General features: G+C 73.9%; 6 protein-coding genes. 1 reads left to right on the top strand and 5 read right to left on the bottom strand.

What is annotated here, in order from left to right; genetic code table 11:
- On the bottom strand, window positions 1-3,527 hold a 3,527-nt coding region (gene nifJ / locus ACERM0_RS19475), incomplete at its 3' end, for a pyruvate:ferredoxin (flavodoxin) oxidoreductase (protein WP_373680297.1).
- A 406-nt stretch (window positions 3,528-3,933) separates the two neighbouring features.
- Window positions 3,934-4,920: a thermonuclease family protein gene (locus ACERM0_RS19470; protein WP_373680296.1), complete on the bottom strand. Its 987-nt coding sequence runs from the start codon at window positions 4,918-4,920 to the stop codon at window positions 3,934-3,936.
- A 138-nt stretch (window positions 4,921-5,058) separates the two neighbouring features.
- Here ACERM0_RS19470 and ACERM0_RS19465 point away from each other — a divergent pair, with 138 nt between their 5' ends.
- A complete protein-coding gene (locus ACERM0_RS19465) occupies window positions 5,059-5,274 on the top strand; it encodes a hypothetical protein (RefSeq protein WP_373680295.1) in 216 nt (71 codons plus the stop codon).
- Between the two features lie 59 nt (window positions 5,275-5,333).
- Here ACERM0_RS19465 and ACERM0_RS19460 read toward each other — a convergent pair whose 3' ends face one another.
- Genes ACERM0_RS19460 through ACERM0_RS19450 form a run of 3 tightly spaced genes read right to left on the bottom strand, consistent with a single transcriptional unit; the run spans window position 5,334 to window position 6,552 of the window.
- Window positions 5,334-5,759 (bottom strand): pilus assembly protein TadG-related protein, encoded by a 426-nt coding sequence (locus ACERM0_RS19460; RefSeq protein ID WP_373680294.1) that lies wholly within the window; start codon window positions 5,757-5,759, stop codon window positions 5,334-5,336.
- Window positions 5,756-6,304, bottom strand: a complete 549-nt coding sequence (locus tag ACERM0_RS19455; protein ID WP_373680293.1) for a TadE/TadG family type IV pilus assembly protein — start codon at window positions 6,302-6,304, stop codon at window positions 5,756-5,758. Before ACERM0_RS19455 ends, ACERM0_RS19460 begins: the two co-directional genes overlap by 4 nt.
- Window positions 6,301-6,552: a hypothetical protein gene (locus ACERM0_RS19450; protein WP_373680292.1), complete on the bottom strand. Its 252-nt coding sequence runs from the start codon at window positions 6,550-6,552 to the stop codon at window positions 6,301-6,303. Before ACERM0_RS19450 ends, ACERM0_RS19455 begins: the two co-directional genes overlap by 4 nt.
- Window position 6,553: the final 1 nt, after the last annotated feature.

The raw sequence follows: 6,553 nt of genomic DNA, 5'->3' as shown, positions 1-6,553 counted from the left end.
AGACGCTCGTAGGTCGCCCACCGAGTGTCGACGTCGGCCTGCAGCCCCTCGAGCAGCGCCTGGGCCGCGGCCGGGTCACGCCGCGACAGCTGGGCGAAACGGGCCTCCGAGGCGGCGAACTCGGCCACCGGCAGGCTCGGTCGCTTGCTGTCCAGCCGGAACCGCTTGCCCGGCGTCTTGCCCGGGTCGTAGCGCAGCAGCGGCCACAGGCCGGACGCGACGGCAGCCGCGGCGTGGTCGGGGGCGTGGGCCATGTCGTCCAGGCCGTGGGCGATGCAGCTGGCGTAGGCAATCACCAGCGACGGGCCCGGCCACGCCTGTGCCTCGCGCAGTGCCCGCAGGGTCTGCATCTCGTTGGCGCCCATCGCGATCTTGGCCACGTACACGTCGCCGTAGGTCAGGGCCAGCAACGCCAGGTCCTTGCCCGCGCCCGCCTTGCCGGCGGCGGCGAACTTGGCGACCGCACCCCGCGGTGTCGCCTTGGAGGCCTGCCCGCCGGTGTTCGAGTAGACCTGGGTGTCGAGCACCAGCAGGTTCACGTCCCGGCCCGACGCCAGCACGTGGTCCACGCCGCCGTAGCCGATGTCGTAGGCCCAGCCGTCACCGCCGACGATCCACACCGAGGTGGGCACCAGCACGTCGGCCAGCGCGGCCAACCGGCGCGCGTCCGGCTGCGTGTCGCCCTCGAGGCGCCGCCGGAGCTCGGCGACGCGGTCGCGCTGCGCGGCCAAGGCGGCCTCGTCGGTCGCGACCGCCTCGAGCAGCGCCGTCGCCAGCTCGTCGCCGATCCGGCCCGCGAGCTGTTCGACCAGCCGGCGGGCGGTGGCGACCTGCCCGTCGAGGGCGACCCGCATGCCCAGGCCGAATTCGGCGTTGTCCTCGAACAGCGAGTTGGCCCAGGCGGGTCCGCGCCCGTCCTCGTTCGTCGTCCAGGGGGTCGTCGGCAGGTTGCCGCCGAAGATCGACGAGCAGCCGGTGGCGTTCGCGACCAGCAGGCGGTCACCGAACAGCTGGCTGACGAGCTTGAGGTAGGGCGTCTCGCCGCAGCCGATGCACGCGCCGGAGAACTCGAACAGCGGCATCAGCAGCTGCGAGCCTCGGACGGTGTCGGGGCGCAGCTTCGTGCGGTCCGCGGCGGGCAGGGAGCGGAAGAAGTCCCAGTTGGGCCGCTCGACGTCCCGGCGGCGTTCGGCCGGTGCCATGACCAGCGACCGGCGCGTGGGGTCGTCCTTGGCGAAGCCGGGGCACACCTCGACGCAGATGCGGCAGCCGGTGCAGTCGTCGGGTGCGACCTGGACGGTCAGGCGCAGCCCGGCGAGGTCGCGGTCCTTGGTGTCCTTGGACAGGAAACCCTCGGGGGCGTCGTCGAGCGTGTCCGGGTCGAACACGTTCATGCGGATGGCCGCGTGCGGGCAGGCCAGCGCGCACTTGCCGCAGTCGATGCACAGCGACGGGTCCCAGGCCGGCAGCTCGGACGCGATGGCCCGCTTCTCGATGCAGGCCGTCCCGGTCGGGAACGTGCCGTCGACCGGCAGGGCCGAGACCGGTAGCAGGTCGCCCTGGCCGGCGAGGATGGCCCGCGCGACGCGGGTCTCGCCGAGCGTGGTGTCGGCGAAGACCTCCGCCGGGGTGACGGCCGGCGGGTCCGCGTCCGGAACCGGCACCGTGCGGATCTCGTCGACCGCCGCGTCGACGGCGGCGAGATTGGCGGCCACGACCTCGGGTCCACGCTTGGCGTAGGCGCCCCGGATGGTCTCGCGCATCCGCTCCAGGGCGACGTCGAGGTCCAGCACGTCGGTCACGGCGAAGAAGGCGGTCTGCATGACCGTGTTGATGCGCCCGCCCAGGCCGTGCTCGCGGGCGATGCGCGAGGCGTCGAGCGTCACCAGCCGCAGGTCCCTGGCGACGACCGCGTACCGGGCGTGGTCGGGCAGGACGGCCCAGATGGCGCTGGGCGGCAGCGGCGCGTTCAACAGCACGGTGCCGCCGCGACGGACCGCCCGCCACGGCTCGGTCCGGGCGACCTGACCGAACTGGTGGATCGCGACGAGATCGGCGCGGCCGTCGGGCACCAGCCAGCTGGCGGTGATGGGCCGCGGCGAGAACCGCAGGTGGCTGACGGTGACGGCACCGGACTTCTTCGAGTCGTACACGAAGTAGCCCTGGGCGTGCAGGTCGCGTTCCTCGCCGACGATCTTCACGGTCGCCTTGTTGGCGCCGACCGTGCCGTCGGAGCCGAGCCCGAAGAACACGTAGCTCGCGTCGTCGTCCCGGCTGCCGTCGGGAAAGCTCGGGTCGACCGGCAGGGAGCGGTGGCTGACGTCGTCGACGATGCCGACCGTGAAGTCGCGATGCGGGATCGGCGAGGCCAGCTCGTCGAACACCGCCTTGGCCATCGCGGGCGTGAACTCCTTCGAGGACAGGCCGTAACGGCCGCCGATGATCCGCGGCAGGGCACGTTCGAGGTTCGCGGCGGACTCGGCGAGCACCGCGGTGACGTCGAGGCGGAGCGGCTCGCCGATCGCGCCGGGCTCCTTGGTGCGATCCAGCACCGCGACGTCGGTGACGGTGATCGGCAGCGCCTTCAGCAACGCCTCGGCCGGGAAAGGGCGGTACAGGCGGATGGTGAGCATCCCGACCCGCTCGCCGTTCGCGACCAGCGTGTCGACCGCGGAGCGGACCGCGCCGGTCCCGGACCCCATGATCACGATGACGCGGGTGGCGTCGGGCGCGCCGTGGTAGTCGACGAGCCCGTACCGGCGGCCCGTCGACGACGCCAGGCGCTCCATCACGGCGGCGACGGCGTCCGGCACCGCCTCGTGGAAGGGGTTGGCGGCCTCTCTGGCCTGGAAGAACACGTCCGGGTTCTGGGCGGTGCCGCGCAGGACGGGCCGGTTGGGGTCGAGCGCGCGGGCCCGGTGGGCGGCGAGCGCCTCGTCGTCGAGCAGGTCGCGCAGCACCTCGTCGTCCAGTAGTTCGACGCGGTTGATCTCGTGCGACGTGCGGAAGCCGTCGAAGAAGTGCAGGACCGGCAGGCGGGTCGTCAGCGTCACGGCGTGGGCGACGGCGGCGAGGTCGTGGGCCTCCTGCGGCGTCGCCGCGGCGAGCATCGTCCAACCGGTGCCGCGCGCGGCCATGACGTCGGAGTGGTCACCGAAGATCGACAGCGCGTGCGTCGCCAACGAGCGGGCCGCGACGTGGATGACCGCCGGCGTGAGCTCGCCGGCGATCTTGTACATGTTGGGCAGCATCAGCAGCAGACCCTGCGAGGCCGTGAACGTCGTGGCCAGCGCGCCGCGCTGCAGGGCGCCGTGCAGCGCGCCGGCGGCCCCGGCCTCGGACTGCATCTCCACGACCTCGGGCACGTCGCCGAACAGGTTCGGACGCCCAGCGGCGGCCCAGGCATCGGCGTGCTCACCCATCGGCGACGCCGGGGTGATCGGGTAGATCGCCACCGTGTCGGAGCAGGCGTAGGCGACGCGGGCAGCGGCCTCGTTGCCGTCGAGGTAGGCGTGACGGGCGGGCATGCGGAGCTCCTCGGTGACGCCGACACCGAGGTCGGCGGGGTCGTGTGACCATCGAAGCGCCGCGCGGCGCCCTCGGCGACGGCGGAGCGCCGATTCGTGACGCTCGGCGGGCAAGTCAGGACTTTCGGTCCGGCACCGCCGAGGCCCTTCGCCCCCACGAGACCGCCCCCTGGTCCCGAGGCCGCCAAGAGACCGCGGTCGCGGCAGCCGGCAACCGTCGCGGCTGACCGCCCTCCCGCGGCCACCAGACGCGACCGTTGCGCCCTGGCGCGACACGACGCCCCGAGGTCGCGGCAGCCGGCAACCGTCGCGGCTGACCGCCCTCCCGCGGACACCAGACGCGACCGTTGCGCCCTGGCGCGACACGACGACCGGGGTCGCGGCAGCCGCACGGGCGTCGGCGGGGCTACTCGCAGCCGATGCCGTCGTTGTCGCGGTCGAGGTGCGAGCCGTAGCCCGGGTCGCCGCGGTGCACCGGCGCGGCGCCGGCCGCACGTGCCTCGGTGCAGTTCTTCCACGCGCCACCGGGTCCGGAACCGGGACCGCCGGCGGCCGGCTTCTCGGTCTTCGACGGCGCCGGTCCCGGCTCGGCCGTCGCGGTCTTCGCGGGCGCGGGCTCGGCCGGTTCGGGAGCGGCGGCTGGGCAGACGTGTGCGGTGGCGGCATCGGCGGCGACGTACGCGTCCTCGCGCGGATGGCGGCCGTAGCCGTCGCGCGAGTCGTAGCGCGCGATGGCGTAGCCCTCCTCGATCAACCGGAGGCCGGCGTCGAGGCCCTCGATGTCGAGGTAGCGCAGCAGCCGTCCGTACCGGTCGCGGTCGTCCCGGGCGCCGTCGACGAGGTCGACGACGCGGCCCTCGGTCATGGCGGCGAGCGCAGCCGCTGCCTCACCGAAGCCACACTCGCCGCGCTCCGGCGTGTCGATACCGATGACACGGATGCGTTCCTGCGTGCCGTCGTCGGCGCGCACGTCGACCGTGTCCCCGTCCACCACGTTGACCACGGTCCACGCTGGCGTGCTCGGCGCCGCATCCTCCGAGACATCCGGCGACGGCTCGGGTTCCGGTTCGGGGTCGGCTTCCGGCTCAGGTTCGGGTTCCGGCGTCGCGGCGTCCTCGTCCTCTGCCGTGCGGTCCTCGTCCTCGCCCTCGGCTGGCTCGTCGTCGGCGACCGCGTCGTCCGGCTCGAGCTCCGCCTCGGGAGCTGGTTCGGCGGCCAGTTCGGTCTGCGGTGACGCGGCACAACCGCCGAGCACTCCCGCCAGGAGAAGCACCGCGAGCAACAGCAGCGATACCCGGCGCGCGCGCCGCGTGATCAACACCCACGACGCCCCGCGCAGCGCGTCGCTGCCGGGCGCACCAGTCGTCGCCCCCAACCCTGTCCCCTGTGCCACACGCGCGTCGTCCCGCCGCGATCGGCCACCCTATCGACCGTCGCCTCGGCAACTGAAGCGGGTGACCCCGCCCGCGCACCCTTGACGAGATCGCGTCTCGTCAATATATGTTGACGACCGCCTCGTGGAGGGAGTCCGATGAAGGTCGCGGTCGATGCGGCAGACGGAGACGACCCGCGGAAAGGGCTGCGGGCCGCGGCCGAGACTCGACGGCTGGCCGAGCGCGAGCAGGACGCGGCGGTGCGTCGCGCTCGCGTCGCCGGGCTCACGTGGGCGGAGATCGCCACGCACCTCGGGGTGTCGAAGCAGGCGGCACACCGCAAGTATCGCGGGCGCATGCCGGGCCGTGCCTAGCCAACGCCACTCGTGCATGGAAACGCGGTGGCCCCGGGAATCGGCCGAGTGATGGGAGCTCAGGGGCTGCCCGGCGTCCAGGCGTCGGTGAGGACGGCGTCGGCATCGGCGCTCACTCGCCGCGCCCAGAAGGTCGGTACGAACAGACCGTCCACGGGCACGCTGACGGTCACGCTGGCCTGCTCGCTTCCGCGGCGGCAGTCGCAAGCATCCAGTCGGCCCCCACCGGCGTCGGTGACGCGCCGTGCCTCGACGCGTGGGTCGCCACCACCGGGCGGGACGTCGACCGAGACTGCCGCCAGCGCGCTGGCGTCCGCCAACTGCTGGGCCCGGGCGGCGGCGACGAGGTAGGCGCCGACGTCGACGAGCGCGACGCCGGCTACGACGGCCACCCACAGCAGCATCGGGAAGATCAGCGTGGCGACGCCGTCCTCGGCCTGGAAGCGCCACGCACGCTGCCCCGGACGCCGCGGACGCGCGCTCACGGGACACCGCCCGGTTCGTGCGGTGCAGGCGGGCCGGCGCGGTGGTGCCCGCTGTCGAACGGCGGCACGGGCCCACGCGTCTGCCCGCCGGCGGGCCGCCACCACGGGTGGCCCTCCGGCATCGTGGTGTCGACCGACGGTTCGACCCGGGCGTGTGCCCGCGCCCGCGGTTGCCACACGGTCGGGCCGAGGCGCCGCCCGGCGGCCGCCGTGACGGTCACGACGTCGCCGGCTCCTCGCCGGGCGGGCGAGACCTGCAGCCGGAGGTGCTCGAGTTCCGGGGCCGCCTGGCGGACGGCGGCCTCCACCGCGCCGTTGTCGAGCGTCGTCGCCGCGACGCGGGCGCCGACGCGGGCGGCCTCGTGCACCAGCAACACGTCGCGCAGCACCGTCACGGTGCCGATGAGCCCCAAGGTCAGCAGGGCCAGGACCGGCAGCACCAGCACGGACTCCAGGCTGAGGGAGCCCGCCTGGCGACCGTCGCCCGGGGCGGTCCGCCCGCGCGCATGGACGCGACGGGCGGACCGGGAGGGACGAGCCGTCATGCGCCGACGGTGCCGCGCGCGGCGCGGAGCAGCGCGTTGAACAACGTGGCGATGGCGCCGCCGGACGCCCAGGTGATCACGGCGCTGGCGATGGTCGCGGCGACGATCGCGATCAGCCCGTACTCGGTGACGAGCGAGCCGTCCTCCGCACCGAACTCCGCGTCGTGGTCACGGCCGGTCGGGGTGTTGCTGGGGTGGTTGGCGAGGCAGCGACGACGCAGCTCCTGCGCCGCTTCGGTGGTGTTCATC

It is taken from the genome of Egicoccus sp. AB-alg2, from assembly GCF_041821065.1.
In the GTDB taxonomy this organism is placed as follows: Bacteria; Actinomycetota; Nitriliruptoria; order Nitriliruptorales; family Nitriliruptoraceae; genus Egicoccus.
Note: the sequence above shows the minus strand (reverse complement) of the source record. Positions and strands in the feature narration are given on the sequence as shown.

Coding starts and splice junctions, on each gene's coding strand:
- ACERM0_RS19465 (WP_373680295.1), top strand. CDS start 5,059: ATGAAGGTCGCGGTCGATGCGGCAGACGGAGACGACCCGCGGAAAGGG.
- ACERM0_RS19455 (WP_373680293.1), bottom strand. CDS start 6,304: ATGACGGCTCGTCCCTCCCGGTCCGCCCGTCGCGTCCATGCGCGCGGG.
- ACERM0_RS19450 (WP_373680292.1), bottom strand. CDS start 6,552: ATGAACACCACCGAAGCGGCGCAGGAGCTGCGTCGTCGCTGCCTCGCC.